At 61.7% G+C, this 24,085-nt stretch carries 34 protein-coding genes, 1 tRNA gene and 1 pseudogene; 10 read left to right on the forward strand and 26 right to left on the reverse strand.

Translation table 11 applies throughout. The features are described 5' to 3' along the window. Nucleotides 1-223: 223 nt before the first annotated feature. The 4 genes from Har1129_RS09165 (at nucleotide 224) to Har1129_RS09180 (ending at nucleotide 4,597) form a co-directional block, all read left to right on the forward strand. Entirely contained in the window at nucleotides 224-1,063 is an 840-nt protein-coding gene (locus Har1129_RS09165) for an RNA ligase family protein (RefSeq protein ID WP_151100373.1), read from the forward strand. Between the two features lie 146 nt (nucleotides 1,064-1,209). Beyond that, entirely contained in the window at nucleotides 1,210-2,634 is a 1,425-nt protein-coding gene (locus Har1129_RS09170; RefSeq protein ID WP_151100374.1) for a sugar transferase, read from the forward strand. A 57-nt stretch (nucleotides 2,635-2,691) separates the two neighbouring features. Next, nucleotides 2,692-4,107, forward strand: a complete 1,416-nt coding sequence (locus Har1129_RS09175) for a DUF4330 family protein (protein ID WP_151100375.1) — start codon at nucleotides 2,692-2,694, stop codon at nucleotides 4,105-4,107. 49 nt (nucleotides 4,108-4,156) lie between these two features. Beyond that, nucleotides 4,157-4,597, forward strand: coding sequence for a hypothetical protein (locus tag Har1129_RS09180; RefSeq protein WP_151100376.1), 441 nt, complete (start codon nucleotides 4,157-4,159; stop codon nucleotides 4,595-4,597). Here Har1129_RS09180 and Har1129_RS20960 read toward each other — a convergent pair. The 26 genes and pseudogenes from Har1129_RS20960 to Har1129_RS09310 all read right to left on the reverse strand — a co-directional run. Beyond that, nucleotides 4,594-4,850, reverse strand: a pseudogene (locus Har1129_RS20960) (glutamine--fructose-6-phosphate aminotransferase); the annotation flags it as partial. The gene Har1129_RS09180 and the pseudogene Har1129_RS20960 overlap by 4 nt on opposite strands. Before the next feature lie 280 nt (nucleotides 4,851-5,130). Then, nucleotides 5,131-6,594 (reverse strand): preprotein translocase subunit SecY, encoded by a 1,464-nt coding sequence (gene secY / locus Har1129_RS09190; protein WP_151100377.1) that lies wholly within the window; start codon nucleotides 6,592-6,594, stop codon nucleotides 5,131-5,133. Nucleotides 6,595-6,600: 6 nt separating this feature from the next. Further along, nucleotides 6,601-7,092 (reverse strand): uL15m family ribosomal protein, encoded by a 492-nt coding sequence (locus tag Har1129_RS09195; protein ID WP_151100378.1) that lies wholly within the window; start codon nucleotides 7,090-7,092, stop codon nucleotides 6,601-6,603. Next, entirely contained in the window at nucleotides 7,092-7,556 is a 465-nt protein-coding gene (rpmD, locus tag Har1129_RS09200) for a 50S ribosomal protein L30 (protein WP_151100379.1), read from the reverse strand. The genes Har1129_RS09195 and rpmD overlap by 1 nt, the downstream gene beginning before the upstream one ends. Beyond that, nucleotides 7,556-8,194: a 30S ribosomal protein S5 gene (locus tag Har1129_RS09205; RefSeq protein ID WP_004957374.1), complete on the reverse strand. Its 639-nt coding sequence runs from the start codon at nucleotides 8,192-8,194 to the stop codon at nucleotides 7,556-7,558. Before Har1129_RS09205 ends, rpmD begins: the two co-directional genes overlap by 1 nt. After that, nucleotides 8,191-8,754, reverse strand: coding sequence for a 50S ribosomal protein L18 (locus Har1129_RS09210; RefSeq protein WP_023843357.1), 564 nt, complete (start codon nucleotides 8,752-8,754; stop codon nucleotides 8,191-8,193). The genes Har1129_RS09205 and Har1129_RS09210 overlap by 4 nt, the downstream gene beginning before the upstream one ends. Then, nucleotides 8,754-9,203, reverse strand: a complete 450-nt coding sequence (locus Har1129_RS09215) for a 50S ribosomal protein L19e (protein ID WP_008312924.1) — start codon at nucleotides 9,201-9,203, stop codon at nucleotides 8,754-8,756. The genes Har1129_RS09210 and Har1129_RS09215 overlap by 1 nt, the downstream gene beginning before the upstream one ends. After that, nucleotides 9,203-9,928 carry a 50S ribosomal protein L32e gene (locus Har1129_RS09220; RefSeq protein WP_151100380.1) on the reverse strand — a complete coding sequence of 242 codons (726 nt, stop codon included), beginning with the start codon at nucleotides 9,926-9,928 and terminating at the stop codon, nucleotides 9,203-9,205. The genes Har1129_RS09215 and Har1129_RS09220 overlap by 1 nt, the downstream gene beginning before the upstream one ends. Beyond that, on the reverse strand, nucleotides 9,928-10,464 hold the full coding sequence (locus Har1129_RS09225; RefSeq protein ID WP_151100381.1) for a 50S ribosomal protein L6: 537 nt from the start codon (nucleotides 10,462-10,464) through the stop codon (nucleotides 9,928-9,930). Before Har1129_RS09225 ends, Har1129_RS09220 begins: the two co-directional genes overlap by 1 nt. A gap of 2 nt (nucleotides 10,465-10,466) precedes the next feature. Further along, nucleotides 10,467-10,859, reverse strand: a complete 393-nt coding sequence (locus Har1129_RS09230) for a 30S ribosomal protein S8 (protein WP_004516956.1) — start codon at nucleotides 10,857-10,859, stop codon at nucleotides 10,467-10,469. 2 nt (nucleotides 10,860-10,861) lie between these two features. Then, nucleotides 10,862-11,047 carry a 30S ribosomal protein S14 gene (locus Har1129_RS09235; RefSeq protein WP_053967660.1) on the reverse strand — a complete coding sequence of 62 codons (186 nt, stop codon included), beginning with the start codon at nucleotides 11,045-11,047 and terminating at the stop codon, nucleotides 10,862-10,864. After that, nucleotides 11,044-11,577, reverse strand: coding sequence for a 50S ribosomal protein L5 (locus Har1129_RS09240; RefSeq protein ID WP_151100382.1), 534 nt, complete (start codon nucleotides 11,575-11,577; stop codon nucleotides 11,044-11,046). Before Har1129_RS09240 ends, Har1129_RS09235 begins: the two co-directional genes overlap by 4 nt. Next, nucleotides 11,574-12,278 carry a 30S ribosomal protein S4e gene (locus tag Har1129_RS09245; protein WP_151100383.1) on the reverse strand — a complete coding sequence of 235 codons (705 nt, stop codon included), beginning with the start codon at nucleotides 12,276-12,278 and terminating at the stop codon, nucleotides 11,574-11,576. The genes Har1129_RS09240 and Har1129_RS09245 overlap by 4 nt, the downstream gene beginning before the upstream one ends. Next, complete coding sequence (gene rplX / locus Har1129_RS09250) at nucleotides 12,275-12,637, reverse strand: 50S ribosomal protein L24 (protein ID WP_151100384.1); 363 nt, start codon at nucleotides 12,635-12,637, stop codon at nucleotides 12,275-12,277. The genes Har1129_RS09245 and rplX overlap by 4 nt, the downstream gene beginning before the upstream one ends. 4 nt (nucleotides 12,638-12,641) lie before the next feature. Continuing rightward, nucleotides 12,642-13,040: a 50S ribosomal protein L14 gene (locus tag Har1129_RS09255; protein ID WP_004516961.1), complete on the reverse strand. Its 399-nt coding sequence runs from the start codon at nucleotides 13,038-13,040 to the stop codon at nucleotides 12,642-12,644. Next, nucleotides 13,040-13,378: a 30S ribosomal protein S17 gene (locus tag Har1129_RS09260; protein WP_004591559.1), complete on the reverse strand. Its 339-nt coding sequence runs from the start codon at nucleotides 13,376-13,378 to the stop codon at nucleotides 13,040-13,042. Before Har1129_RS09260 ends, Har1129_RS09255 begins: the two co-directional genes overlap by 1 nt. Continuing rightward, nucleotides 13,369-13,653 (reverse strand): ribonuclease P protein component 1, encoded by a 285-nt coding sequence (locus Har1129_RS09265; RefSeq protein WP_151100385.1) that lies wholly within the window; start codon nucleotides 13,651-13,653, stop codon nucleotides 13,369-13,371. Before Har1129_RS09265 ends, Har1129_RS09260 begins: the two co-directional genes overlap by 10 nt. After that, nucleotides 13,653-13,868 (reverse strand): 50S ribosomal protein L29, encoded by a 216-nt coding sequence (rpmC, locus tag Har1129_RS09270; protein WP_151100386.1) that lies wholly within the window; start codon nucleotides 13,866-13,868, stop codon nucleotides 13,653-13,655. Before rpmC ends, Har1129_RS09265 begins: the two co-directional genes overlap by 1 nt. Then, a complete protein-coding gene (locus Har1129_RS09275; RefSeq protein ID WP_151100387.1) occupies nucleotides 13,865-14,782 on the reverse strand; it encodes a 30S ribosomal protein S3 in 918 nt (305 codons plus the stop codon). Before Har1129_RS09275 ends, rpmC begins: the two co-directional genes overlap by 4 nt. Next, entirely contained in the window at nucleotides 14,782-15,249 is a 468-nt protein-coding gene (locus Har1129_RS09280) for a 50S ribosomal protein L22 (protein WP_151100388.1), read from the reverse strand. The genes Har1129_RS09275 and Har1129_RS09280 overlap by 1 nt, the downstream gene beginning before the upstream one ends. A 2-nt stretch (nucleotides 15,250-15,251) precedes the next feature. Beyond that, the gene (locus Har1129_RS09285) at nucleotides 15,252-15,674 is read right to left on the reverse strand and encodes a 30S ribosomal protein S19 (RefSeq protein ID WP_151100389.1); all 423 of its coding nucleotides are present in this window, start codon (nucleotides 15,672-15,674) and stop codon (nucleotides 15,252-15,254) included. Further along, nucleotides 15,671-16,393 (reverse strand): 50S ribosomal protein L2, encoded by a 723-nt coding sequence (locus tag Har1129_RS09290; RefSeq protein ID WP_004516968.1) that lies wholly within the window; start codon nucleotides 16,391-16,393, stop codon nucleotides 15,671-15,673. The genes Har1129_RS09285 and Har1129_RS09290 overlap by 4 nt, the downstream gene beginning before the upstream one ends. Before the next feature lie 2 nt (nucleotides 16,394-16,395). Then, nucleotides 16,396-16,653, reverse strand: a complete 258-nt coding sequence (locus Har1129_RS09295) for a 50S ribosomal protein L23 (protein WP_004591553.1) — start codon at nucleotides 16,651-16,653, stop codon at nucleotides 16,396-16,398. Further along, on the reverse strand, nucleotides 16,650-17,390 hold the full coding sequence (rpl4p, locus tag Har1129_RS09300; protein ID WP_151100390.1) for a 50S ribosomal protein L4: 741 nt from the start codon (nucleotides 17,388-17,390) through the stop codon (nucleotides 16,650-16,652). Before rpl4p ends, Har1129_RS09295 begins: the two co-directional genes overlap by 4 nt. Before the next feature lie 3 nt (nucleotides 17,391-17,393). After that, nucleotides 17,394-18,410 carry a 50S ribosomal protein L3 gene (rpl3p, locus tag Har1129_RS09305; RefSeq protein ID WP_151100391.1) on the reverse strand — a complete coding sequence of 339 codons (1,017 nt, stop codon included), beginning with the start codon at nucleotides 18,408-18,410 and terminating at the stop codon, nucleotides 17,394-17,396. 4 nt (nucleotides 18,411-18,414) lie between these two features. Then, complete coding sequence (locus Har1129_RS09310; RefSeq protein WP_004957426.1) at nucleotides 18,415-19,260, reverse strand: putative RNA uridine N3 methyltransferase; 846 nt, start codon at nucleotides 19,258-19,260, stop codon at nucleotides 18,415-18,417. A 348-nt stretch (nucleotides 19,261-19,608) separates the two neighbouring features. Here Har1129_RS09310 and Har1129_RS09315 point away from each other — a divergent pair. From Har1129_RS09315 to Har1129_RS09340, 6 genes are all read left to right on the forward strand, one after another. Next, nucleotides 19,609-19,680: transfer RNA gene (locus Har1129_RS09315), tRNA-Gly, on the forward strand. A gap of 220 nt (nucleotides 19,681-19,900) precedes the next feature. Beyond that, nucleotides 19,901-21,304, forward strand: a complete 1,404-nt coding sequence (locus Har1129_RS09320) for a hybrid sensor histidine kinase/response regulator (protein WP_151100392.1) — start codon at nucleotides 19,901-19,903, stop codon at nucleotides 21,302-21,304. Nucleotides 21,305-21,463: 159 nt separating this feature from the next. Beyond that, nucleotides 21,464-22,111: an HVO_2922 family protein gene (locus Har1129_RS09325; RefSeq protein WP_151100393.1), complete on the forward strand. Its 648-nt coding sequence runs from the start codon at nucleotides 21,464-21,466 to the stop codon at nucleotides 22,109-22,111. A gap of 172 nt (nucleotides 22,112-22,283) precedes the next feature. Continuing rightward, nucleotides 22,284-22,616: an MTH1187 family thiamine-binding protein gene (locus tag Har1129_RS09330; protein WP_151100394.1), complete on the forward strand. Its 333-nt coding sequence runs from the start codon at nucleotides 22,284-22,286 to the stop codon at nucleotides 22,614-22,616. Between the two features lie 24 nt (nucleotides 22,617-22,640). Next, the gene (gene mch, locus Har1129_RS09335) at nucleotides 22,641-23,573 is read left to right on the forward strand and encodes a methenyltetrahydromethanopterin cyclohydrolase (protein ID WP_151100395.1); all 933 of its coding nucleotides are present in this window, start codon (nucleotides 22,641-22,643) and stop codon (nucleotides 23,571-23,573) included. Between the two features lie 6 nt (nucleotides 23,574-23,579). Then, nucleotides 23,580-24,077, forward strand: a complete 498-nt coding sequence (locus Har1129_RS09340; RefSeq protein WP_151100396.1) for a hypothetical protein — start codon at nucleotides 23,580-23,582, stop codon at nucleotides 24,075-24,077. The last annotated feature ends 8 nt before the right edge of the window (nucleotides 24,078-24,085 follow it).

Consider the following 24,085-nt stretch of genomic DNA (forward strand, 5'->3'; position numbering starts at 1 on the left):
AGCCTCCGACGACCACTACTAACGCACGTTCCGGCAAGCGCTGGACAGCTATGTGGGGTGTGTACAAGGATCGAGATATCAGACGAAGCGCCTCACCACGCCGTCTCGACCCTCGCAGATTGGGCCGGTGACGCTACCGGCTCATGCGTCGAGCAGTATCGGGATAGACTTGAAACACTCAAGGAAGGCAGGCAGACGACTCCGCAATGGTGCCTTGGTATAGATGAAACAGTTCCCGTCGATTCCACGCGTCGAAGATGCCCCTGAAGATTTCTTCAACGAGGGACACCTGTGGATTCTGGAGAAGGTTGACGGAGCAAACATGCGTTTTCAGCTCCAGCAGTCAGGGCTCCTTCGCTTCGGCGACCGAAGTCGTGTCTACGACGACCCCGATACAATACCAGATCCGTATCGCCACGCCGTCCGATACGTCCGCGAAAACTTTGACCGAGATGCGCTCCGGCGTGCCGTTGACGATGTCGAAGCGTACGTCTTCTTCGGCGAAGCGATGCATCACCACACCATCGACTACGAGTGGGAGCGAACGCCATCGTTTCTCGGCTTCGATATCTGGTCGACTGCCGACAAGCGGTTCTTTTCTCCGGACGCCGTCGAAGGAATCTTCAATCGCCTCGGACTTCAGGCTGTCAACGCATTCGAACGCGAGCGACGGGCACAGGAGTTCGATCCCACCAGCTACGAGATCCCGCAGTCAGCGTGGTACGACGGGCCGGCCGAGGGCGTCGTGGTCCGGAACAAGCGTGGTGGCCGTACAAAACTCCTCCATCCCGACTTTCAAGAGGTCGATGAGACGGTTCCGGTCGACGCCGACGCGTCAGTATTGGCCCACAGATACGCGACACAACAGCGCTTCCGAAAACTCGCTGCCAAACTAGAAGACCATGAGCAGGCAGTGACAGTCGAGACACTCTACGAGCGGACCATTGAAGATATTGTTCGAGAAGAGCACAAACGACTCTATTACGGCTCGGACCCAGTCGACATGGGAACGTTTCGATCCGAAGTTGCAGCACTGACGCGGACGTTTCTCGACGAGAGGTAAGTGTTATTCCTGCCTACGTATAAACTCGTAAGCGATATTCGACAAGACGCTATTCGGCAACAACTATTGATGCCTTCAAAAAATAGTGCCATTGCGGGCAGACCAGGACGCAGGACTTATACTGGAACTCCGCAATCACAGTATTAATGGATAGTGGCTGGCGGTACCGGGTTGCGAGTGTGACCGGTGTTGTCCTGCTAACAGCCATAGCCGTTGCACTTGTCAACAACGCAACCTTCCAGACGATAGCGACCACGGTCCCGTTACTTAGCCGGCTTCCAACCGATCCGCCGACTGGCTCGGAGTTTACGTTCGAACTCTTAGTCACCGCTGTCGTCGTCACCAGTGTATTTCTCCCGCTGTACAAGCCCCGCCCACGTCGGATTCTCGACGCTGTAGCACTGGCGCAGAAGCGAGTACTCGTGGCAGTGCTCGTACTAGCGACGATCGGTTACTTCGACTACACCTACCGCCTACCGCGCTTGACTGTCGTGTTAGTGACACCGCTATTGCTGGTCGCACTGCCCGCATGGTTCGTGTGGATTCGAGAGCGCCCGTCGTCGGATGGCGAGCGGACCATCATTGTTGGTGATGATGTCGACATAATCAACGAGATTGCAGGAGAGGTGGAGGGGACACTGCTTGGGTATCTCTGTCCCACAACTGTGGTTACACCACAAGACCATGTTCCGCCAGCAATTGCTGATGGTGGCGTCCAGCCCAACGGCTTTGACCGGCTGGGTGGGCTCTCGCGGATCGAAGACGTACTCGTTGAGTTCGATATCGACACAGTCGTATTAGCGTTTGAGCACGCTGACCGTGCGGAATTTTTCGGTGCGCTTGATGCGTGTTATGAACACGGAGTCAATGCGAGGGTCCATCGAGAACACACGGATTCTGTGTTGACAGCCAATACCAGTGCTGGAACTCTGGTCGATGTGAAAATCGAACCGTGGGACATACAGGACTACATTCTCAAACGCGCATTCGACATTGTATTCGCGACAGCGGGGTTGGTTATCTTATCTCCAATCATCATAGGTATCGCGACCGCGATCAAAATAGACGATGGGGGGTCGATACTGTATCGACAGGACCGGACAGCAGTGTTTGGTGAAACATTCCCGATCTACAAGTTCCGGTCAATGGTTGAGAACGCAGAGGATGAGACCGGGGCAACAATAAGTGATGAGGATGCTGGCGGTATTGACCCACGTGTAACCTCAGTCGGTCGAATCCTGCGCCAGACACATCTCGATGAAATCCCACAGCTCTGGTCGATATTGCGTGGGGATATGAGTGTTGTCGGGCCGCGTCCTGAACGGCCAGAATTGGATTCGGATATCCAGACTGGTGTCGTTGACTGGCAAAAACGGTGGTTTGTGAAACCTGGCCTGACCGGGCCCGCACAAGTCAATGACGTGACGGGAAAAGAACCGGGTGAAAAGCTGCGATACGACCTCGAATACGTGCGTAAACAGTCGTTCAGCTACGATATGAAACTGGTTGCAAGGCAGATTTGGAGCGTCCTAATAGATATTATATTCTCGCTCAAGAATCAGTTAGTGTGAGCGCTTCCGGAGTACGACAACGAAACACTCAAACCGCCTCCGAAAAAGGCCTACAGCATGGCAGATAGTCGCTCGTCAGCCCTCCTCGACGATGAGGGAAACCTTTTCGGGCTCGTCAATATCGTCGACGCGCTGGCCGTCCTACTTGTCCTTGCAGTTGTGGTAGCCGGCGCAGCACTCGTCCTCCAGCCAGACCCGGAGCCACCGGCTCAGACAAGTACCAATGTCACGCTTGATCTTGGCCCACAGCCGCAGTATCTCGTCTCCGAAATCAACGAAGGCGATACATACAGTCCTAGCAGCAACTCCGAACTCACAGTCACGGATGTCTATCTCACCCCACAGGGCGACCGGACGCGTGCTATCGTCCGTGCGACAATCGAAGGCCCCGCCAGCGGTGACAGTCTGTCCTACGCCAACGCACCGCCTCGGCTTGGCCGCTCATTAGCGATTGCGACGAGCCGATACGAGGTAAGCGGGCAGATACGGGCTGTCGGTGGCGGCAATAGCCTCAACAAAGAGATGACGACTGTCGTCCTCCGGGACACGATGACTGCCGCCGAAACGCGTGACGTGAGCGCCGGTGATGAGATCCGCCTCAGTGGCCGAACTGTCGCGACCGTCCAAGACGTGGCGACGTACGCTACCGACGACCCCGGCCAACAGACCGTCTTCATCGAAGCGAACCTCGAGACGTACACACAGCAGGGACGCCAGCGATTTGGTAACACGCAAGTCCGGCCCGGACAATCAATCACGCTCTCGGCGCCGGAGTACACGATCGACGGGCGTCTCGAACAGGTCGGGAGCGGCCTCCAACCGACAACGTCGGACGTGCTCCTCGAGACAACTGTCGACGCCGAAACAGCCGACGATATCGTAACCGGCGACGTTGCTACTGTGGCTGGACACGAAACAGCAACAATCGAGACTGTCACTACCTACGAGACACAGGACCCCGACCGCAAACGCGTCCTCGCCGGCCTCACGCTGACGACGCTTGAAGATGGTGACCGGCAGCGGTTCGGAAGCGCTTACGTTCAGCGTGGGAGTACTATCTCAATCTCGACCGAGACCTACGACCTCTCCGGGGACATCGAACGCGTCGGCGCACTCGAACCGCGTGGCACACCCGGGAGCCGGACGGTAACGCTCAGGATGACAGACATCCGCGAAGATATGGCTAGTGCAATCGAACCCGGGATGACCGAAACCAGTCGCGGCGAAACGATTGCACGTATCAGCCGCGTCGACACCGACCCATCGGTTATCATCACGACGGGAGACAACGGCTCGGTGAACGTCGTTGACCATCCGTTCCTACGTGATGTCACTATCACGGCCGAACTGCAAGTCCGTGAGACGACGAGCGGCGTCCAGTTCAAGGGCGATTCCCTCCAGCAGGGATCGTCGGTCGTGATCAATCTGGGGACGCTTACAATCGAGGCAGACGTCGTGAGTGTGGGTACCTGAGAGACTCTGAAAACGATATTATCGACCAAGCAAACCAGTACGCAATTGAATGGGCAGCCAATCAGGAACAGTCAATCACGCTGAAAACAGTACTAAAAACGGTATCCTCAGCGGGTCCCAAGTCATCAGGGCCGGTAGATCGATCAGTGCCCGTGCGGCCGACCTCATCAAGGATTCATACTGCTACCGCTGGCTCACGAAAGAGCCAGAGCCGGAAGTAATCGTTATCGACCTCCGGGAGACGTACGCTGTCGGGCCGTTCATCGCACTACTGGATCGGCTCATCCCACACATCGAGCAAGCGTGGCAACACTCGCGTGGCGGGGCGGTCGTCCGAAGTGCGTACGAGCAATTCCAAGAGAGCGTTCTCGACCCGCTCTCCGAGACCCGCGGGTACGAACTCGCAGCCACTATGTTAGCACCACCGGAGCCACCGGAACAGGAGCGGCAAACGACCGACGATTCAGCGTCCGACGAAGAACAGTCCTAGCCCTCCTCCACCGTCACACTTTCCGCCAGATTACGCGGCTTATCGATATTCCTGCCCAGTAGTGCGGCCGTGTGATACGACACCAGCTGGAGATGTGTATTTGCCAGCACGGCGGCGGCCCGCGGATGCGTCGCAGGTCACAGTAGCGAACACCGACGTGTTCTCGGTCACCAACGCACGCCAGTGGTCCATGTTTCAGTTCACCCGCAGCGAAGCGCTCAGCGTGCTTGTCGGTGATTTCCTTCATCTCGACCCCGAGCAGACCGTTCCCACACCGTCTCACGCAGATTTAGCGATTTTGCCGGGGTTGTACAAGTCATGTTACTGCTTACAAGCGCGACGTCGGCGGAGTCGTCCCCACAGTACGCCAGTTTCGGGAGCGCATGACGAGCATCTCTAAGGTTCGTTGTCACGGCCGACACAACCGATGATGCCACACACAAGCGGACCGCCTCCTGACGAAAGAAGATTGAAGCCGAAGCAGTGGCTCAGAGGTCGTAGCGGACTTAAAGAAGTGTAGATATTCGGCCGTTCTATCCGAACATCTGGCGCATCATCGGATGCATCTCCATGAGCTGCTCTTCGGCGATCTCCTCGTACAGCTTGTACGTGATAGAGACCGTCAGCAGCAGCCCAGTACCGGAGACGCCACCGATAGTACCCAGCATGTTGGCCATCACTGCGAGCAGGCCCACTAAGGCGCCACCGATGACAGTCACCTGCGGGATGTACCGCTCAAGGACCTTCTCGATGACGCCGACGTTCTGTCGGAAGCCGGGAATCTGCATCCCGGAGTTGTGGATCTGCTTGGCGGTCGCTTCCGGACCCATGTCGGTGGTTTCGACCCAGAACACGGCGAAGATTGCGCCGCCGACCAGCATGACGAACAGGTCAATCCCGACGCGGGTCAGGATCTGCCAGATCGGTTGGGTGGTCCCTTCGAGCCACCACATCCAGTCGCCACGGCTCTGGACGGGGGCAAGGAAGTAGAACAGACCGCCGGTTGGTTGCCCGTTGGCGTACGTTCCGAGGAACGCGGGCATCGAACCAAGCTGGGCGTTCAGGATCCGGCCCAGGAACTGGATGTTCGCCTGCAGTGCCCGGACGAGGATCATCGGCAGGACGCTCGCGTAGATGAGCTTGACCGGGAACCGGCCACGGGCTCCTTTCACGCGGGCGTTCGACAGCGGGATCTCGACGCGGACAGACTCGGCATAGACGACCACCGAGAAGATGAGCAGCGTCGTGAACAGTCCCAGCAGTTCACCCTGCAGCAACACGGTCTGGAGGCCATCAGCGGCCAGCACTGGCCCGGTGCCACGTTGGCCGGTGATGAACAGGTACCAGGTGTAGATGATCCCTTCGCTGTTCCCGAGGAACGGTGCCGTCAGGATGCCACCGATGAGTCGCTGGCTCACGCCGGCGACAATGAACAGGCCGATACCGGAGCCGACGCCCCATTTGGAGATGACCTCGTCCATGAACAGGATGAGGACACCGCCGACGAACATCTGGCCGAAGATGAGCCACTGGACACCGGCCGTGCCGATACCCAGGGAACTCGCGACCGCCGTGTCAGCCGGGAGGAAGCCGCCCGCAAACACCATCGGCAGCCCGGTGAGACAGATCATCACGAGTACCAGCAGCTTCTGGAGCCCCTGATAGAGGATCTGGTCACGCGGGTCGTCTTGGGTGTTTAGCCCGAGCAGGTCCGCCCCACCGAGGAGCTGTAACACGATGGACGCCGTAACGATCGGACCGATACCCAGCTGCATGATGCTCCCCTGGCCGGAGGCCAGAATCGAGGAGAATCGCCCGAACACCTGTTGACTGGCGTCGATGTCCAGCCCGAACAGCTTCACGTTCGTCAGGAAGAAATACAGCAAGAGCACGCCCCCAGTCCAGGTGAGCTTGCGCTTGAACGGGACGTGTCCGTCCGGCCGCTGTACTGCGGGCATCCGGACAAGCAGTGGTTCAGCGGTGTCCTTCCAGCTCATCGTTCGTTATTCCTCGTCCGCGTCTTCGTCTGTCTCGGCCTCGGCCTGGCGCTCCTGGCCGAGGTCGGTCAGTTCGACGCTCCCGCCTGCGGCTTCGACCTTCTCGCGAGCGCCCTCGGAGAAGTCGTCGGCGATGAGCGTGAGTTCGTGGCGAACTTGGCCGGCACCGAGTACCTTCACGTAATCGGCGTCGTCGGCGTCGTCGACCACATCACGGACATCGACACGGAAGCCGCCGTCCTCAACTTCGGCGACATCCTCGGCGGCCAGCAGCGTGACATCCTCGTCGATCTCGCGAACGTCGATGGTTGCTGCCTCTTCTTGCACCTTCTGCGGGCGCTTGAAGCCGCTCTTGCCGAGCGGTTCGTGGTTGTGGAACTCGTGTTTGTCACGGCCTGCGGCACCGCGACCACCGCGGTGGCCGGCACCACGTCGGTTCTTATGCGAGCCACCGCCGTGCGTGCGCGAGCCACGCTGTCGTTTCTTTTTACTCGTCATTATCGCATCGCCTCCAAGAGGTCGTCGATGCCGTCGGTGTCGTGTTTCCCGAGCTGCCCGCCCTCCTTGACGGGGTGTTTGACACCGTCGTGGCCGCCGCGAGGCGGATGGAGACGGAGCGTCGGGGACAGTCCCTGCTCGCGCAGCGTCGTCTCCTCGGAGAGGAGCGCAAAGGCGAGCCCGGAGATGTCGTCGTAATCCGTGTTCTCGGTGACCCACTCGTCGTCCACGTCAGCGTCGCCTTCGAGCGGCTCGGCGCGCGTGGCCAGAACCGTCTCCAGCGTCTCTTGGCTCGGCTCACCGAAGGCGACGAAGTCGTTGACCTTCGTCACCATGCCGCGGTAGGCGTCCGTCTCGGGGACGAGCGTGCAGTGGTTCACGTGGTGGATGTTGAGCATCTCCAGCGTGTCCTGAATGTCACTATGCATGTTGACTTCGCCACGGAGCTGGACGAGCGCGTGCATCACTCGATCACCTCTCGCTTCTCGAAGGTCCGCTCGGGGACACGCGCCTCGGCCGTGTTCTGCAGGGCGTTGAACGTCGCCTTCGCGAAGTTGACCGTGGTTCGCGTGTTCCCGCTACTGCGTGTCCAGATATCCTCGATACCGGCGAGTTCGAGCACCTTGCGGACGGTCTCTCCGCCCGCCAGACCCAGCCCGCGCGGGGCCGGCTGGAGCTCGACCTCGACGCTCCCGGCCTTGCCCTCGGTGCGCAGCGCGACCGTGTGGGGACGGCCACAGCCACATTCCCAGGACCCGCAGCCACGGGAAACGTCGATGATGTTCAGCTTCGCGATGTCGATGGCTTTCTGGATGGCACCGCCGACCTGATCGTCACGCCCCTCAGCGTAGCCGATGAGGCCGTCGCGGTTGCCAACGGCGACCACGCAGCGGAACTTCACGCGGCGGCCGGAGTCTGTCATCCGCTGGACCATGTTGATGTCCAGCACTTCGTCTTCCAGATCGGGAACGAGCTGGTCGACGACTTCCGATTCTTTCAGCGGGAGCCCGGAGTTCAGCGCCTCCTGCATGGAGTCGATTTCGCCCTCGACGACTTGCTTGCCGAGGCGTGTCCGTGGCTCCCATCCGTTGTTAGCACTCATAGTTCGATGTCACCGTCCAGTAGGGTCTCGCGGAGCTCGTCGAAGTGCTCCGGGAGGTCTGCAGCGTCGAAGTCGCCGCTGTACAGCGGCTCCTCGAGCTGCTCGTCGTACTCGGCGATGTGGGCACCGCGCGTGCGCTGCCAGTCGGCGAGTACGTCGTCGTTGTGCGGAATGTCCAGGCCGGCATCGATTGCGCCTTCCTGTATTGCGAATACTTTGCTTCCGGGGGTCGGGCTGTTGAGTCCGATGTCGAGCACTGCCTCCTCGATACCCGCTTCCTGCGCGCGAAGCCCGGCGAGCAGGCCGGTGAGGTAGGCCGAGGGCATATTGCCCGTCGGAGCCTCCCAGCCGTACTCGGCGAGATCGCTCGAGTGAGCGGACGCGAGGGTGTCGTCGCCGTTAGGGCCAAGCGTCACCAGCTGCGCCCTGACGTGTTTATTGCTCTTTCGAGCAACGAGACGTGGCTTGCCGGATTTCAACAGGCGCAACCGCTGATGGTAATCGGTTCTGGCCTCGCGGCGTCGCCGCATCGGTACTTTATATCGTGGTCCTGTCGCCATTATGCGTCACCGTGGTTTGCGTCGATGTAACGTTCGAGATCGGCAACGCTGTCGAACTCGCCACCGCCGGCCTTGTCGTACAGGTCGCGGTACTGCGAACTCGAAAGCGTTCCCTCGTCACGCAGTTCGCGCAGCTTCGTCCGCTGTGCGCGGATGCGTGACTCCCAGTCCTCCTTGGAGTTCTGCCGTGCGCCTGCCTTGCCCTTCCGGGAGCCGGCTCCCTTCTGGTGGCCGTACGCACGCTTCTTCTGGCGCTCCCGGGCGCGTCCACGGGAGTTGCCTTTCTTGTCTTTCGCCTGAACGGCGCCCTCATCAACCAGTTCGCGAACGTCCTCGCGGGTAATCGCGTCGGCGATGTCGCCCTGTCGCTCGGGGTCGAACCAGACGCGGTTCTTCCCGACATCGAGGACATCGGCCGCGAGTCGCTTCTGTGCAGAGAGATCAGTCATCACTCACTCACCTCGACTTCGACGTAGGTGGGGTTGAGTACGCGGATGCCCGCGTCCTCGGCTTCCTCTTCGATTCGCTCGCGCTTGCGAGCGCCGACCTTCGAGGCGATACGGACGGCCTCGGTGTCGCCGTCGACGCCTTCGAGGTCGTCCACGTTGTGCACGCGGACCTCCTCGAAGCCGGACGGATGCTTGCCGCGAACCGCAGTCGGCGAGCGGAAGCCTGCCTCGACCGTGTCGCCCTTGCCTTTGATGCTGCGGCGCTGTTTCGAGAGCTGGCCGCGGGGCTTGCGCCACGAGGTCGAGACGCGCTTTTTCTTGTGGTGGTCCTGACGGTTGAACTGCGGCTTGCCGACCCGGTGTCGCTGGGTCAGCAGCCGCGCGTCCTCATCGGAGAGGTCCGGCGTCTTGTCGGCGAGCCCACGGGCTTGGAGTTCCGTCTCCACGTCCTCGTCGGGCGCTTCCTCGCCGCCTTCCTCTTCGACTTCGGCTTCGGTCTCGGACTCGACTTCGAGTCCACCGACGTCAGCCTTGATACGGGCCGCCAGTGCGTTCCCGATACCGCTGACATCGGCGAGTGCGGACTGGTCAGCGCCACGGACGGCGTCGACGTCCTCGAAGCCGGCCTCGCGGAGCGACTCCGCCTTGGATGGGCCGACACCGCTGATGTCAGTCAGCTCGGTGTACTCTTCGTCTGCCTCAACGTCTTCCTCGTTGTCAGCCATCAGGCGTCACCTCGGTTTGGTTTTCGGGTGATGTACACCCCGTCTTGGAACACGCGCACGTCCTTGTCGTTGATGCGCGTGAGCTGCTCGATGTCTGCGGCGGTCTGTCCGACGGCTTCGATGTCGGGACCGCTGATGGTCAGCTCCTCACCGTCGATTTCGACGTCCGTATCGCCGTGGATCGTCGTTCGGCGGGGGGCCTTCTCGCCAAGGAAGTTCTCGATGACGACTTCGTCACCCTCGACGTCGACCTGCATCGGGAAGTGGGAGTAAAAGACCTCCATACCGTACTCCCAGCCCTCGGTCACGCCGTGGAACATATTCTCGATGTGGCTCTGGAAGGTACCGATTGTCGACATTGTCTTGGCGTTGTCCTCGTTGGACTCGATGACGACTGTGTCGCCGTCGACGGACACGTCGATGTCAGGGTACCAGAGCCGACGTGTGACGCTGCCGTTGTCCCCCTCGACGGTGATGTCAAGGTGGTCCTGCTCGGCGTCCACGTCCTCCGGAATCTCCAGTTCTACTCGTGGCATTGTTAGTATACGTACGCGATGACTTGGCCACCGACGCCCTGCTCACGAGCCTCGTAGTGGCTCATGATGCCGTGGCTGGTCGTAACGACGAGGGTCCCGTAGTCACGGGCCGGGAGGAACCGCTTCTCCCACTTCTCGAACTCGTCTGCGCCCGCAGAGTAGCGGGGCTTGACCGGGCCACACTCGTTGATGGCTCCTTTCAGTTCGACTTCGAACTCGCCGGCTTTGCCGTCGTCGACGAAGCTGAACCCGTCGATGTACCCGCGGTCGTAGAAGACCTCGAGGACGCTGCCGATCTCGTTCGAAGCGGGCGATACTGTCTGCTCTAAGTGCCCGACGCTTTCGGCGTTGTTAAGCGCCGACAGTGCGTTGGCAAATGGGTCGTTCCCTGTCATTGTTAGCTGTACTTCTTGAAGCCCATGCCCCGCGAAATCTCGCGGAAGCACTGGCGGCACAGCCAGATGTCGTACTTGCCGACGAGTCCCTGTTCGCGACCGCAGCGCTGACAGGACTCGAGCTGGCCAGTTCGCTCACTGGATGCCGTCTCGGAATCGGGCTCGTCTGTGGTTTCACTTTCGCTCATTCGCTCACCTCCACGTCGTAGGTCGACTCGATGAAGGCGACTGCGTCCGCCGGGTTGAGTCGATGCTTCGTCGGAATCGAGCGCGACGCCTTGTCTCGCTTGGCGACGCGGTAGCCGGGGCGGACGAGGTTAACCGTCACGTCAAGCCCGTAGATTCCGATGCTCGGGTCGTACTCCTGACTCGGGAACTCGGTGTGTTCCTCGACGCCGAAGCTGAAGTTGCCGGTGTCGTCGAACTGCGTTGCCGACAGTTCGGCGAGTGGCAGTGCGGTCTCGAGGAACGCTTCGGCCATCTCGTCGCGGAGGGTAACCTTCGCACCGATTGGGTCGCCCTCGCGGATGTCGAACTCGCCGACAGTCCGCTTGGCCTTCGTTCGTACCGGCGTCTGCCCGGTGATCTCCCCGAGGATGTCCTCTGCGTTGGCGAGGTCGCGGCCACCGTGGCCGATACCCATGTGAACGACGACCTTCTCGATGCGCGGTTCGCGCATCTCGTGGAAGTCGCCGCCGGACTCACTCTCGGAGCTCATTCATCATCACCCGTGAAGTTCTCGTCGATGACGACGACGTACTCTTCGACCGTCTCGAAGCCGTCGCCATCGTCCTGCGAGACGATCACGTTGTTCTGGGCGGAACCCGGTGTCACCTGAATCTCCTCGATTTCGCCGATTTCGCCCGCGTGGGCACCGTCGACAGCGGTGACGAGCGCGCCCTCTTCGTACTCGAAGTGGGCCACGATTTCGCCGTCCTCGTTACCGACGACGATGGAGTCGCCACCGTCGTAGGTCTGGCCGTCCTCGACGATGAGCGTCTCACCGTCGTGGAGGCCAAGCTGGACGTCGCCACCGGAGACGTGGGTCTTGGTGACGATCTTACCGAGCTTCGATTGGGCCGCGTCCGGGTCGATTGCGGTCAGCGCTAGCCGACCACCCTCGCCGGGGAACACGCGGTAGTACTCCTCGCGCTCGGTGAAGGCCAGAATGTCGAACATCCCGACAGGGCGTTCCTCGTCGGAAATGGCCTTCCCGTTGATGAGGACGTTGTCCTCGTTGAGGGCATAGCGGGCTTCCTTGCGGTTGTCGGCGTAGCCGAGCACGTCCCGAAGGACGATGAGGAGGGGCACCCCGTCCTCACCGTGCGGGCCGGCACCGGCTTTCACCGTAAACGTCGCGGTCTTGCGCTCTACGGGCCAGCTGTCCGGCACCGAGAGTCGCTTCTGGTGGTTACTCATGCGGAATCATCCTCTGATTCGAGACGCGCCTCGCGCTTCTCGTCTTCGAGGTCTAGGTCCGTCACGCGGACGTTCGAGGTGTCAAGCGGTCGCGGGACTTCCTCGCCGTCCGTCTTCTCGAGCGTGACGTCTTCGACGTGGATGACAGCCTTATCGAGGTTTACCTTGATGACTTCGCCTTCCTCGCCGGCGAAATCGCCACGGAGTACCTCGACGGTGTCACCAGCGTTGACGCGGACGTTTCGCTGGCCGTACTCCTCGCGGAGGTCGGCGCTAAGCGTCGCCCGGACCTGCTTGTGCCGCTCGTGAAGCGGGGCACGTCGTTGACTCTTGCGTTGTTTGTCTGGTTGCTTGCTCATGGTTCTATACGATCATCGTCGCTGCTGATGCCACACTGCCGAATCGCTGTGCGACTTCCCGTGCGATAGGACCTTTCAGCTCGGTCCCGCGCGGGTCCTCGTTCTCGTCGACGATGACGGCCGCGTTGTCTTCGAACTTGACGCGGGTGCCGTCGGGTCGACGGATCGGCTTTCGCTGGCGGACGACGACGGCTTCGAGCACCTGACGACGCATTTCGGGCGTCCCCTTGGTGACCGAGACCGTGATCTTGTCGCCCAGCCCAGCCTTGGGGTGGCGGTTCTTCGTTCCCGAGTAGCCGTGGACGGAAATGACCTTGAGTTCGCGCGCTCCCGTGTTGTCCGCACACGTGATGAGCGAGCCCTTCTCGAGGCCTTGCGTGACGTCAGCACCGAGTGCTTCCATCAGGCATCACCGTCCTGTTCGTCGGCGACCACGCCGACGACGACGTGGCTTTTCGTTTTCGAGAGCGGTCGACACTCTGCTATCGTGACCGTGTCACCGACCGCGAGGTCGAGACAGTCGGGTGCGTGAGCCGGAACGCGGCTCCGCCGCTTCATGAAGCGGTCGTATTTCGGCACCTTCACGTCGTACTCGCGCTCGACGACAACGGTCTTCTCCATGTCAGTGGAGGCTACCTCGCCGTTCAGTGTCTGTCCGCGCACGGAGAGCTCTCCGTGGAACGGGCAGTTCTGATCGGCACAGGTTTCCTCCGGTTCCTGTACGTTCAGTCCTAGCGCCATAGTGAATCTCCTGTGTTCTCTGTGCGACGAGCGGGACGTGCGACGAGTCGGTCGCCGTCGACCAGTACCGTTTCGGTCGACAGGGCGAACGCGAACGTCGCGCTGTCCTTCGGCACGTGCCACACCCGGTCGGCCCCCTCGATTGTCAGCATCTGTGTCGTCTCCATGACGACAGTTCCGCTGATACCGACAGCGTCCGGGTTGGACGCCGAAACGACCTCGCAGTCGAGGCCGACAAGTTCGTGTCGTGGGAGCGTCTCGGGTGTCAGTGGCATTATTCGTTCTCCTGCAGGTCGCCTGCTTCGCCCTGAATCGTCTTGATGCGGGCGATGGCCTTCCGCAGCTCCTTGATGCGGCCGGGGTTCTCCGGCGCACCACCCGCGGCCTGCACGGCCCGGGCGTTCAGCAGTTCGGTCTTCAGGTCGTCGAGCTCCGACTCCCGCTCGGCGGGCGTCATGTCTCGAATCTCTTGGACGTGGAGGACGGTCATTCGTCGTCACCCTCCTCGTCGTCCATTTCGTCCATCAGCTCTTCTGCTTCCGCTTCGACGTCCTCGTCGAGTTCCTCGTCGACAGCGTCTTCGAGTTCGTCGACGTCGACGTCCTCGACATCGTCGTCAGTCGGGACTTCGACGTCTTCCTCGACGATTTCCTCGTCGACGAACTCTTCGTCAGCGTCGGACTCGTCGTCGGCCCCGGCGGCCACGTCTTCGTCGAGTTCCTCGGCTGTCTCGCTGTCTTCGGGCTCGCCTTCGAGGAGTTCCTCGACAGACTCGCCGTCTGTGTCGGCCACGTAGTCCTCGACGTCGACATCCTCGTAGATCTCGAAGTCGTCGGGGAGCTCCGCGTCCGGCGGGATGATCTTGACTCGGACCCCGATGGTACCGAGCTTCATCACGGCGACGCCGACGCCGCTGTCGACGATTTCCTCTGCGGGTTCGCCGTTGTGCTTGACGTAGCCGCGGTTGAACTTCTCCACGCGTGAGCGTGCACCCGTGACCTTCCCGGAGAGGACGATCTCTGCGCCGAGTGCGCCCGACTCCATGATGCGGTCGATGGTGGTGTGGCCCGCTTTGCGGAAGTACCAGCCACGCTCGAGGGCGTTGGCCAGTCGGTCCGCGACGATGCGGGCGTTGAGGTCCGGCTCGTCGACTTCCTGCACGTCGACCTGCGGGTCGTCGAGGTTAAATCGGTCCTCGAGTTCCGTCGTGATCTTCCGGATGTTCTTCCCGCCCTTGCCGATGACCATCCCTGGCTTCTCGGCTTTGAGCACGATCTGGGTCCCCATCGGCGTCTTGGCGACGTCCATGCCGCCGTAGCCGGCGCGACCGAGCTCCTCTGCGAAGAACTCGTCGATCTGGGTCCGCTGGAGTCCGTCCTCGATGAACTGTTGTTCGTCAGCCATTATTCGTCGGCCTCCGGTTCTTCGAGGATGAGTTCGACGTCGACCTGCGGGCTGTTCCACGCTGAGGCACGCCCCATCGCCCGGGGCTTGCGACCCTGCTGCTCGCCGACCTTGTGGGCGGCGACGTGCGTGATCGTCATGGCCTCACCGTCGAAGCCCTGATGGTCGGCGTTGCCGACCGCGTTTTCCAGCAGGTCGATGAAGGCCTTGCTGGCCTTCTCCGGGAAGCGCCCGGCGTCCCAACCGTCGACCTTGCTTTTGTGGCCAACGCCCGAGTTGTGCTGTTTGAACGGAACGGGCTGGTCGCCCTCGATAACCGCATCGAGGTAGTCGACAGCCTCGCCGGCCGTTTTGCCCTTGATCTCGCGGGCGATGGCCTTGCTGTGCTTGAAGCTCATCTGCCGCTCCCGGAGCATCGCTTTGGCCGTCGTGTCCGGGTCGGCTTCGACTGAGTAACTGATTCCCATGATTATTTGAGCGGTACGAACTTCGAGGAGCGTGTCGCTCCGATACCGGCCTGACCGTGTTCGACGCTACTCCGTGTGAGCTGGAACTCACCGAGGTAGTGGCCGAGCATCTCGGGCTCGACGTTGACACGCTCGAAGTTCTGGCCGTCGTGGACGGCGAAGGTCAGCCCGACCATCTCCGGGACCACCGGCATATCGCGCAGGTGCGTCCGGATCGGGTCGTTGGCTGTCTCCTCTTCGCCGGCCTCGCGGGCCTTTTCGAGGAGCTTGTGTTTCTCCTCGGTCAGGCCGCGTACGATACTTCGCCGCTGTCGAGCGGGGAGCAGTTCCGCGACTTCCTCGAGCTCCATCTCCTGCAGCTCGTCGAGCGTGTGGCCGCGGAAGGAGAACTCTCCTTCGTGGCCGATTTGATATTCTGAGCTCATTCGTTGCCACCTCGACCAGTTCGCTTCGAGGCGATGTCCCCGACCTTACGGCCGGGCGGGGCGTTCCGCGAGATGGACTTGGGCTTGCCGGGGTGCTGGCGGCCACCGCCACCGAAGGGGTGGTCGACGGCGTTCATCGCCACACCGCGGACGTTGGGCCACTTGGTCCCTCGCGCTTTCATCTTGTGGTGCTTGTTGCCAGCCTTGACGAACGGCTTGTCAGTTCGGCCGCCACCGGCGACGACGCCGATGGTGGCGCGACACTGCGGGTCAAGCCGCTTCATCTCCCCAGAGGGGAGCTTGACGACCGCGACGTTGCGGTCGTGGGTGAGCAACTGGGCGTTGACACCCGACGCGCGGGCGAACTTCCCACCGTCACCGGGGCTGGATTCGACGTTGCACACCGGGACCCCCTCTGGGATCTCCGCCAGCGGGAGCGTGTTCCCGGGTGCGATCTCGGCGCTGACGCCGACCTGTAGCTCGTCGCCCACCCCGACGCCTTCCGGCGCGAGGATGAGTCGTCGGTCGCCGTCTTCGAACTCGACGGCAGCGACCGGAGCCGAGCGGGCAGGGTCGTGCTCGATATCGACGACCGTGCCGGCGACGACGTCGCCGTCCTCGACCTTGCGGTGCTCCAGATCAGCCTTGTAACGGTGCGACGGAGCACGGAACGTGGAGGTCCCGCGGCCGCGCCGTTGTCCTTGGATTCGTCGTCCCATCGTTAGAACACCCCAATTCTGGAGGCGACTTCCTGAGCGTCGTCATCCTCGGAGAGGCGAACGACGGCCTTCTTTTCGCCGTCCATCGTGTTTTGCGTGTTGACCTGTTCGACTGTCACGTCGTACTGCTCCTCGACGGCGTCGGCGACCTCGCCCTTGGAGGCGCGGTCGTCGACGGCGAACTGGAGCTTGTTCTGGAAGTCCATGTCGTTCATGGCCTTCTCCGTGACGTGTGGGTGCTTGATGACATCCCAACTCATCGCTCGGCCACCTCCGCGAGTGCGGATTCCGTGAAGATTGTGAGTCGACCGGGCGCGCCGCCGGGCGCGAGGTCTTCCGTGTTGACCTCGCTGGCGGTCGCCACGTCGGCCCCCGCGAGGTTGCGGGCGGCCTTCGACGGCTCGTCACTGGTCACGAAGAGAATCGAGGCGGGACGACGGTACTTCCGTCCGCGGGCCGAGCCCTGTCCAGCCTTGATCTTCGTCTCGTCGGCGCGTTCGATGTCGGCGTCGACATCGAGCGCTTCCAGCAGCGAGACGACTTCCTGCGTCTTGACGAGGTCCTCGAAGTCGTCGGAGACGACGACGGGCACTTCGTCACGGTCGAACTCGTGGCCGCGGTCGGCGACGAGGTCGGCGTCGGCCGTCGCGGCCAGCGCCGAGCGAACGGCCAGCTGCCGTTCCTTGTCGTTGAGGTCGAGCGAGCGGTCCTTCTCGGCTTTCGGCGGGTGGGCGCGTCGCCCCTTGACCGCCTGCGGGACGCGGCGGGCACGGCCGTCCTGCTTCGGGACGTGTGCCTGCCCGCGGCCGCTACCGAAGGACTCGGCCGGCGTTCGGAGGCCGGCGTACTCGTCGGACCCGTAGTCCTGCTTTCGGTTGGCCTGTGCGGCACGTACAGCTTTGCCGATGAGGTCGGACCGAACCGGCGTCTCGAAGACGTTCGGGAGGTCGACCTCGCCGTCTGTGTTGCCGTCCAGGTCGTAGATTGTTGCCTGCATAGGTTATCCCTGGTTCGATTCGTTGGAGACGTAGCGCACCTCGGGGTCGAGGCGCGGTTGGTCGTTCGGACGCACCGCGGGCCGGAAGCGCACCAGGCGCTTGTCCGGACCGGGCACGGAGCCCTTCACGAGCGTGTACGGCCCATCGACTTCGCCGTAGTTGACGAAGCCACCGTCGACGGTCGCTTCGTCGCCGTCAGCGATGTCGATGAGACGTTTGTTGAGCTCGGTGCGCTGGTGGTAACCGGTCTGCCCCTGCTGGGGGACCGTCGAGCGCACACGGGACGGGTTCCACGGACCGAGGTTGCCGATCCGTCGACGCCATCCTTGGCGGGCGTGTTTGCCTTTCCGCTTCTGGACGCCCCACCGCTTGACGGGACCTTGCGTCCCTTTACCCTTCGTGACACCGGCCACGTCGGCGTACTCGCCGGCGCGGAAGATGTCGTTCATGGCGTGTTCACCACCGTCCTCGACGAGGTCGAGGGCGTGGTCGAGGCGGTCCGAAACGGACCCACCGCCGACGCGAGTCTCCATCACGTCGGGCTTTTTCTTCGGGACGCTCGGGACGGCGTCGGGGACGGTGTGCGTAATAACTCGCACATCCCCGAGGTTACCGGCCTCGAGTGCGTCACGTACCTGTTCCTCAGCAGCGTCCGGGTCGTGGTCCTCCGGAACGTCTAGGGTCCGGTCGAGCTCCGAGTGGAACTCGTCGGTCCAGACTTCCGTCAGCGGACGCTGACCGTACGGCGTGTCTTCGTACGCTCGCAGGGCAACGGCGCGCATCGGCGGCGTCTCGATGACTGTCACGGGGACAGTCTCCTCCATCCCCTCGCGGGGGGAGTTGGGTTCGTCGTTGACAAGCACGACGTGTGTCATGCCTGCCTTGTAGCCGGCGAACCCTTGGACGCCCGGCTGCCCGTCGTCAGACGGCCAGCTGTTGAAGCGAGGGGTCTCGCTTGTTGAGCGCTTGCGCGGGCCAAAGCCCATTGAGCCTTTGCGTGGTCTGCTTGGTTGTGGCATTCGTTTACTCCGTGAGGGTTAGACAGGTGAGGGAGGCGAACAGAGCTTCTTCCGTTCGCACAACCTCACTGCCCTGGTTCGGAACCGTATTCAGCCAGAGGTCGAACCCTTCTGGTTCGTCGCTCGTCTGGTCTCCCCCGACGGCGTCCGGGGCAACGTCGAGTATCGACGGTAACCCGCGCTCGGGTGCCCCGAAGGCGACGGTCATGCCGCCCTCGGCGTCGCGCCGCTCGGCCAGCTGGCCGAGACGGGTCGACGTTACCGGCTCGCCGTATCGCGATGACGCGATAGTGAGCCCGGCATCGTCGCGCGAGAGTGCCGCATCGAGGTCCGCGGCGACAACGTCGAATCCCGTTGTGGGGGCGTCGACGAGTTTCGCCCGGACCGGCCGTCGCGAAGAGACCCTGACGGTCACGCGCTCCCCCTGTTCCACGTCCATATCCGCTGGGACGGGAAGGGAGATCGGGTGTTGCATGCCGCAATTGACCCGGACGCGCCCATCAGCTCCGACCTCGGTCACGATTCCCTGTCTTAACGACCCCGAACCCTCAGATCCGGAGCCGGTCTGTGAACGCACGCGGAGCGGCGGCAGGACGCCGACGTACTCTAGTTCGTCCCGCTTACCCCACATCTCCTTTCGGAGGTGCGGGGGCGTCGCGGCGTACCGAAGCACGGTTTCGACGAACCCGTCTTCCCACTTGCCCGCCCCATCTGGGTCGGGGTACACTGTCAGCCGATCAACCCGGTAGACCGCGGCCGCGCGGGCCACGTAACCGAGCTTGCGAGTTGCCTCGCGTCTGTCTTCGGCTTCCCGTGCGAGGGAAGACGGCACGAGTACGCTGGTCGTCATGCCGTGACGCTTCCACGTCGCGCCACTAGACTGTGCCGATATCTCCCTTTGCCGTGCTTAAAAAGGCCCCGTTTCGAGTTCGCGATGCGTCGCGTTCACATGGTCCGTCATGCCGGTTCGGGACCGATGCAAGCGTTCGCTGGATTGCCGCTTCCGAAAGCCCATGTCCCGTGACGCCATCACATGATTCGTGTTGCAGGCGGGACGGTTATTGCCCTCACTTCCCATGGTTTTCCTCGGAAAACGGAAGGCTTTTTACTCTCACCCCCGCCAGATTTGATTGCAACGAGGCGTTGCGCGCTGGTGCTGAGCGACCGATGGTCGCGAAGGTCAGTGCAGATGAAGTAAGCGCTGGTAGTGTAGTTGGTATCACGTGACCTTGCCATGGTCACAACCTGGGTTCAAATCCCAGCCAGCGCATTTCTCTAAACTGAACTGATGAGCGATGCGTTTCATCGCGTCCTTGGTCTGTGTACTCGTTGGGTTTGAACCACGGAAATCCCAGCGCCACCGAGGATTTGTATCGGGTTCAACCACTGGCAGATTTTGACCGATTATGGGCGTTAGAAGGGCTGAAACTGTCAATTATGCGGGGTGAAGCACGCCAATTAAGACTGTTCAATGTTCATAGCTCAGTAGGATGGATGCTGTCGAAGAGATCAGCGTACTTGTTGTTGACGACAGTGACTTTTTCGGTGAGATAACGTCGGAGAAGCTTCGGGACGGGCACGGTTTCACCACCAAAGTATCGAATTCAGGGCCAGAGGCACTCAAGTCGTTGCGTGAGCAACGTGTCGACTGCGTGGTCAGCGACTACGAGATGCCCGGGATGAACGGGCTGGAACTGTACGAGAAAATAAGTGCAGAATTTTCGATACCGTTTATTCTGATGACCGGACAAGGCGGTGAAAGCGTGGCCAGTGACGCGATCGGTACCGGTGTTGACGATCACCTCCAGAAGAAGAAAATCATAGACGGAAAGCGTCTCGAACTGCTCGCCACCCGGATACGCAACGTCGTCGGACAACACCGGGCACAAAAAAAGTACGAGCGCCTAGTCGACAATACGCCGGACGAAATCGTCGAAGTCACCACTGACGGCCGAATCCTTGCAGCGAACAAATCGATGGCACGGGCACACGAAACTACGCGCCCGGAGCTCATCGACTCGCAGTTGTCGGACGTACTACCGGCTGAGATAGCCTCTGAGCGGCTCGAATACGGCCAGCGAGCAATTACAGCCGGGAGCGCGGTGACGTTTCAAGACTCGATTGGGGTACGTCATTTTCACAACATCGTCACACCCCTCAGTGAGACTGGTGACACCGACACCGTCCAGTTTATCTCCAGAGAAATCACGCAGCAGAAACACGACGAGCAGGCGCTCAAACAGACAAAGCGGGAACTCGAACAGTCCAATGAGAAACTAGACAAGTTCGCGAGTGTCGTCTCTCATGATCTCCGAAATCCGTTGATGGTCACGAAGGCCAGAGTCGACTTCATCCGGGATGACGCCCCAACAGAGCACGTCGAGACGATGGAGCGAAACCTCGGCCGGATGGAGACGATGATTGACGAGCTGCTGACGCTTGCTCGGATGGAGGAGAGTATGACAGATTTATCAGAAGTCGCGCTCGCGACTGTGGCCAAAGACGCCTGGGAACACACTCAGACCGACGGCGGGACACTTGAATTAGCGCTTTCAGACGACAGTGTGGTTGAGGCAGACCACAACCGGTTGTTGCAGATTTTCGAGAACCTCTTTCGGAACGCGTTCGACCACAACAGTACACCACCGACCCTTCGTGTTGGCACGCTTGATGATGGGGCCGAGACGGAGTTATCGGGCTTCTATGTCGAAGACGACGGACGCGGTATCCCCCCGGAGAATCGGTCGGCAGTTTTCGACCACGGCCATACGACCAGTGACGACGGGTCTGGGTTCGGTCTCTCTATCGTCACAGATATCGTTGCCGCACACGACTGGAAAATCGCCATCAGTGAGAGCCATGATGGCGGGGTGCGATTCGAAATTCGTGTTTGAATTGGCTTTGTCCCGTTTTGATGGACTGTTACATGCTGTCAATCGACAATCGTTCGGGAAATGAGGGGTGCTGTTGTCAACCAACTGTCCGAATGTCGATGGTATCACCCACCGTGTGGGGAGTACCATTATCTGGGCCCCCATCGACAGTGAAACTGCATGACAGACGAGACGGTCCATGAGTCACAGGAAACGCGGAGTCGAAGAGGTATTGCGTCGTACTTCCGGCGGCTGGCGAATCGGTTCAGTCGCGGCGAGCCGGCCCCGGCCGATGAGGAGCAGACTGTGACGGTCGACCCACCAGCGGAGGCGGATTTCGAAGTCGATGTCGAGCGCGGTGACGGCACTGTCAGTCTCGAAATCGACATGGAGTGGGAGGAAGCGGAGGGCGAAGTGGCGACGGACGTCGTTGCGAGCAAGGCCACGTTCGAAGTGTACGAGGACAACGCCGAACAGTACCGCTGGCGACTCGTCCACGACAACGGAAATATCATCGCCGACGGCGGCGAGGGCTACGCCTCCAAGCAGAAGGCCAAACAGGGGCTCGAAAGCGTCAAGAACAACGCACCCGGCGCGTACGTCGTCGACGAGTCCAAAGACGAGGCGGCCGAAGAAGAAGGTGGCAGTAAGGCGACGTTCGAACTGTTCAAAGACAGCGAGGGGAAGGCCCGCTGGCGACTCCGCCACGACAACGGGGAGATAATCGCGGACTGCGGTCAGGGATACGCTTCCAAGCAGAAGGCCAAACAGGGCCTCCAGAGCGTGAAAACGAACGCTCGCGGCGCGGCCATCGAGGAAGCCGAGTAGCAACGCCACCCGTTTGGGGCTTTTGTGAGCAGTAGGAAACTGAGTGGGCGAGCAGTCTCGAACAACAGCGTGAGCCGCAGTTGTCGTGGGAGGATGTCCAATACGGGGGAACCCACGGTAGATTCGCGCCGCAGGCGAGCGGTTTAGGGTTCGGGCGCGCGTGCGTCCGAGTATGACCTGCATAGGGTTCCTCTCGGTCGCACCGGTTATCGAAGGGAGTATGTCGTCGTACGTCGCCGACGCCGTCGCGGCGCTGGAGGCGTTCGATGTCGAGTACGAGACGACGCCGATGGGGACAATAATCGAAGCCGAGGACAGCAAGGAACTGTTTGCGGCCACCCACGCCGCTCACGAGGCCGTCGGCGAGCAGACCGACCGCGTGAGCACGTTCCTGAAGATAGACGACAAGCGGACCATCGACCAGCAGGCGCGGGACAAGGTCGATGCCGTCGAGAAGCATCTGGGACGGGAGGCCAGAAGCGGCGTGACCGAAGGCGGAGATTAAAGGGGAGGGTACCAAAGACGGCGTATGGACAGTCTCAATCGGATGGCCACGGAACTCGTCGACGAGGCCATCGACTTCGCTGACGAACTCACGATAGACGTACACGGTCTGGAGGGCGATGCTGCAGTGCTGGACTTCGGCGTCGAAGTCCCCGGCGCTGTCGAGGCCGGGATGCTACTCGCGGAAATCCAGACGGCTGGTCTGGCGACAGTGCAATCCACGATGGACACCGTCGCCGGCGCGCCACTGAACCACGTCGAACTGTCGACGGACCACCCGGCGCTGGCCCTGCTGTGCTCGCAGAAGGGCGGCTGGGAGCTGGCCGTCGACGGTTTCGAGGCGCTCGGGAGCGGTCCCGCACGCGCGCTCGTCGCCGAAGAGGAAGCCTTCCAGCGCATCGGCTACCGCGAGGACGCGGATTTCGCCGTGCTAGCTCTGGAGACCGACGAACTGCCGGACGAGGCCGTCGCCAGTCAGGTCGCCGAGCGAACCGGCGTCCCCGAAACAGGCGTGTTTCTCCCGTCGTTCGCGACGGCGAGTGTCACTGGGAGCGTCGTCGCGGCGGCACGGGCCGCCGAACTGGCCGTCTTCCGGTTGGCCGAGCTCGGCTTCGACCCGGTGTCGGTGCTGTCGGCCAGCGGTCGCGCGCCGGTCGCACCGGTCGCAGGCGACGAAGCGACCGCGATGGCCCGGACGACGGATGCCCTCGCCTACGGCAGCGAGGTCCACCTCACCGTCGACGAATCGTTCGACCGCTTCGATGAGGTCCCGTCCGTCGCGGCCGCGAAGTACGACGAGCCGCTGGAAGGCGTCTTCGAGGACGTCGATTGGGACTTCGCGGATCTCCCTGTGGAACTGTTCGGCCCGGCCGCAGTCACCATCGACGTCGTCGGCGGCGACACGCACGTGGTCGGCGAGACGAGCGAGAACGTGTTAGCCGAGAGCTTCGGCCTGTAATCGGGTATGCGCTACAAGGTCGCACCACCGGCCCGCTCGCGCTCGTTTCTGGAGACCGCCAGAGACGCGATTCCGCTCGTCCCCGACAGCGAGGCTGACTGCTGTCGAGCGATCCAGACGGCGACTGACGTGTCCGACCGCGAGACAGCACAAGAGTATCTGGTTTTGCTACAGGCACTGGGGCTGGTCGCCGAGAGCGACCGGGGATACTACCGGACGAGAGCTGATCTCGGCGACGCGGCGCTCGCACCCGCGTTCGAGGACTCTGTCTTCGGTATCGACGTGCTCCTCGCCGCTCTCGGTTCGGAGCCAGTAGACACCGATACTGCGTTCGGTGCGCTTCGGGACGAGATTCCCCGCTGGGAGCGCGAACGTCACACCGACTGGGAAGCGGTCTGGCAGAAGCGCACGGCGAACCTGCTGGAGTGGGCCGCGCTGTTCGGACTCGCCGAGAAAACGGCTAATGGCTACAGACAGCCGACTGAAGACGGTGTGTCTCGGTGAGACGGCGG

Origin of the sequence: Haloarcula sp. CBA1129, assembly GCF_008729015.1 — an archaeon.
In the GTDB taxonomy this organism is placed as follows: Archaea; Halobacteriota; Halobacteria; order Halobacteriales; family Haloarculaceae; genus Haloarcula.

Excerpts from the sequence above, each read along its gene's own strand:
- Har1129_RS09220 (WP_151100380.1), bottom strand. The coding sequence starts at position 9,928 with ATGGCTGACAACGAGGAAGACGTTGAGGCAGACGAAGAGTACACCGAG.
- Har1129_RS09330 (WP_151100394.1), top strand. The coding sequence starts at position 22,284 with ATGACCTGCATAGGGTTCCTCTCGGTCGCACCGGTTATCGAAGGGAGT.
- secY (WP_151100377.1), bottom strand. The coding sequence starts at position 6,594 with ATGAGCTGGAAGGACACCGCTGAACCACTGCTTGTCCGGATGCCCGCA.
- Har1129_RS09165 (WP_151100373.1), top strand. The coding sequence starts at position 224 with ATGAAACAGTTCCCGTCGATTCCACGCGTCGAAGATGCCCCTGAAGAT.
- Har1129_RS09255 (WP_004516961.1), bottom strand. The coding sequence starts at position 13,040 with ATGGAAGCACTCGGTGCTGACGTCACGCAAGGCCTCGAGAAGGGCTCG.
- Har1129_RS09245 (WP_151100383.1), bottom strand. The coding sequence starts at position 12,278 with ATGAGTAACCACCAGAAGCGACTCTCGGTGCCGGACAGCTGGCCCGTA.
- Har1129_RS09265 (WP_151100385.1), bottom strand. The coding sequence starts at position 13,653 with ATGCCACTGACACCCGAGACGCTCCCACGACACGAACTTGTCGGCCTC.
- rplX (WP_151100384.1), bottom strand. The coding sequence starts at position 12,637 with ATGAGCAAGCAACCAGACAAACAACGCAAGAGTCAACGACGTGCCCCG.
- Har1129_RS09180 (WP_151100376.1), top strand. The coding sequence starts at position 4,157 with ATGGGCAGCCAATCAGGAACAGTCAATCACGCTGAAAACAGTACTAAA.
- rpmD (WP_151100379.1), bottom strand. The coding sequence starts at position 7,556 with ATGCACGCGCTCGTCCAGCTCCGTGGCGAAGTCAACATGCATAGTGAC.
- Har1129_RS09195 (WP_151100378.1), bottom strand. The coding sequence starts at position 7,092 with ATGACGAGTAAAAAGAAACGACAGCGTGGCTCGCGCACGCACGGCGGT.
- Har1129_RS09215 (WP_008312924.1), bottom strand. The coding sequence starts at position 9,203 with ATGACTGATCTCTCTGCACAGAAGCGACTCGCGGCCGATGTCCTCGAT.
- Har1129_RS09235 (WP_053967660.1), bottom strand. The coding sequence starts at position 11,047 with ATGAGCGAAAGTGAAACCACAGACGAGCCCGATTCCGAGACGGCATCC.
- Har1129_RS09205 (WP_004957374.1), bottom strand. The coding sequence starts at position 8,194 with ATGAGTGCTAACAACGGATGGGAGCCACGGACACGCCTCGGCAAGCAA.
- Har1129_RS09325 (WP_151100393.1), top strand. The coding sequence starts at position 21,464 with ATGACAGACGAGACGGTCCATGAGTCACAGGAAACGCGGAGTCGAAGA.
- Har1129_RS09225 (WP_151100381.1), bottom strand. The coding sequence starts at position 10,464 with ATGCCACGAGTAGAACTGGAGATTCCGGAGGACGTGGACGCCGAGCAG.
- rpl4p (WP_151100390.1), bottom strand. The coding sequence starts at position 17,390 with ATGCAGGCAACAATCTACGACCTGGACGGCAACACAGACGGCGAGGTC.
- Har1129_RS09320 (WP_151100392.1), top strand. The coding sequence starts at position 19,901 with ATGGATGCTGTCGAAGAGATCAGCGTACTTGTTGTTGACGACAGTGAC.
- Har1129_RS09175 (WP_151100375.1), top strand. The coding sequence starts at position 2,692 with ATGGCAGATAGTCGCTCGTCAGCCCTCCTCGACGATGAGGGAAACCTT.
- rpl3p (WP_151100391.1), bottom strand. The coding sequence starts at position 18,410 with ATGCCACAACCAAGCAGACCACGCAAAGGCTCAATGGGCTTTGGCCCG.
- Har1129_RS09280 (WP_151100388.1), bottom strand. The coding sequence starts at position 15,249 with ATGGGAATCAGTTACTCAGTCGAAGCCGACCCGGACACGACGGCCAAA.
- Har1129_RS09340 (WP_151100396.1), top strand. The coding sequence starts at position 23,580 with ATGCGCTACAAGGTCGCACCACCGGCCCGCTCGCGCTCGTTTCTGGAG.
- Har1129_RS09275 (WP_151100387.1), bottom strand. The coding sequence starts at position 14,782 with ATGGCTGACGAACAACAGTTCATCGAGGACGGACTCCAGCGGACCCAG.
- Har1129_RS09240 (WP_151100382.1), bottom strand. The coding sequence starts at position 11,577 with ATGAGCTCCGAGAGTGAGTCCGGCGGCGACTTCCACGAGATGCGCGAA.
- Har1129_RS09210 (WP_023843357.1), bottom strand. The coding sequence starts at position 8,754 with ATGGCGACAGGACCACGATATAAAGTACCGATGCGGCGACGCCGCGAG.
- rpmC (WP_151100386.1), bottom strand. The coding sequence starts at position 13,868 with ATGACCGTCCTCCACGTCCAAGAGATTCGAGACATGACGCCCGCCGAG.
- Har1129_RS09310 (WP_004957426.1), bottom strand. The coding sequence starts at position 19,260 with ATGACGACCAGCGTACTCGTGCCGTCTTCCCTCGCACGGGAAGCCGAA.
- Har1129_RS09260 (WP_004591559.1), bottom strand. The coding sequence starts at position 13,378 with ATGGCGCTAGGACTGAACGTACAGGAACCGGAGGAAACCTGTGCCGAT.
- Har1129_RS09170 (WP_151100374.1), top strand. The coding sequence starts at position 1,210 with ATGGATAGTGGCTGGCGGTACCGGGTTGCGAGTGTGACCGGTGTTGTC.
- Har1129_RS09290 (WP_004516968.1), bottom strand. The coding sequence starts at position 16,393 with ATGGGACGACGAATCCAAGGACAACGGCGCGGCCGCGGGACCTCCACG.
- mch (WP_151100395.1), top strand. The coding sequence starts at position 22,641 with ATGGACAGTCTCAATCGGATGGCCACGGAACTCGTCGACGAGGCCATC.
- Har1129_RS09285 (WP_151100389.1), bottom strand. The coding sequence starts at position 15,674 with ATGAGCTCAGAATATCAAATCGGCCACGAAGGAGAGTTCTCCTTCCGC.
- Har1129_RS09230 (WP_004516956.1), bottom strand. The coding sequence starts at position 10,859 with ATGACAGGGAACGACCCATTTGCCAACGCACTGTCGGCGCTTAACAAC.
- Har1129_RS09295 (WP_004591553.1), bottom strand. The coding sequence starts at position 16,653 with ATGAGTTGGGATGTCATCAAGCACCCACACGTCACGGAGAAGGCCATG.